Below are 1,322 nucleotides of genomic sequence, written 5' to 3' on the forward strand. Positions count from 1 at the left end.
TCGTAGGGGGACGTGGGGTCGGTTTCGGGTGGGTTGGGGGTGGGTTTGAACATGGTGTAGCTCCTTGAGAAATGGAGCCGTCAGCCATCGCTGCTAAACGAATGGGTGGCGGCTGTACGCGGGTTAGCAGACCAGGCTCAAGGATCCCGGCGCACCGAAGTGCCCCACGCAAAGCCGCCATGACGCATTCAGCGGAGCTCACGTGCCTTGAGAATTGCCGGGCTGCTAAACCCGATCACTGATTCGTCAGCGACCGCCAAACGATAGAACCCGCCCCCAAGGCGCACAAGCCGGCGGATTCTGGCGTAGCTGTAGGCAATGGCGCAAGGTGGCGTGGGGTGGTGGGAGTGGTTTTAAACGGAAGTAAACAGACTCGATAAAAAATGAAGTGCATAGCCATTTCGGTTGAAATGGGGGCGTATAAATAAATCCGGATAAATCTATCCGTCCCCGTTTCCGCGCATGCCTCACTGCCGTCAGCTCATACCGCAAACCAGAAAATTGTCTAGGTGGTAGTCATTGCCATGCCGGGCTGATCGTGAATTCACAATCTCGATCAATACCGTTCCTGTTGTCGCCACCGCTTCATGTGCAATGTAGAACCAGTTGGCGTTGTTGACGGTAAAAGCTTGAGATACCGAATCTCCAATCCGTATTGAAAGCACGGCGGGGTTTCCTGATGAGAGATTGAAAGCTCTTGCTTCAGCCTGGAATCGGTATCTTCTACCCACTATGACGTCGTAGGTTTTATGCAGGACGACACCAGCATGGTATTCGCCGTTTGAAGTGTTGTTGTGTAAGTAATAGGCGCCCGGTGAACCAGCAAATATGATTTCTGCACCTGCTGGTCCTTTGTTCCAGCCTCCTAGTGACAAATTGTTGAAATCCACTGAGTCATACAGTTCTTGCACTGTCAGTGTCCGCACGTTCGAATAAGTGTCAGTGTCGTGATAGAGCGACTTGGCAAAGAGGCGCCGAACGCCAAACGGTAGTGTGACCGCCAACTGCCAAATCCCGGTGGTGGCGTCGGCGGTCGCCGTACCTTTGGACTCTGCAATTGAACTATCGCCGTCGAACACCTCGACCTTCTGCCCCGCCGTCGCTGTGCCGGTGAGCGTCAGGCTTGTGTCGGCGGTGACGCCGTCGTCCGGGATCTCGACGCCCTTTGAGTCCTTCACCGACGTGAGAGTCGGCGGCTCCAGTTCGACCGCAACACCAATCAAGAACCCCAGCGGATTGGAATAGCTCACCTTGCCCGTCTCGGCCCGCCGGATGCTGTAGCTCGCCGTCAGCGTCTCCCCGCGCCGGGCCTCGAAGTGCTG

The 1,322-nt window shown here is 55.7% G+C and carries 1 pseudogene; it reads right to left on the reverse strand.

Annotation, left to right across the window (positions count from 1 at the left end):
- Nucleotides 1–476 precede the first annotated feature (476 nt).
- Nucleotides 477–1,322: pseudogene (locus tag CAG31_RS28560) on the reverse strand (hypothetical protein); the annotation flags it as partial.

Source organism: Pseudomonas sp. R25(2017) (assembly GCF_002112565.1).
Lineage (GTDB): Bacteria > Pseudomonadota > Gammaproteobacteria > Pseudomonadales > Pseudomonadaceae > Aquipseudomonas > Aquipseudomonas ekonensis.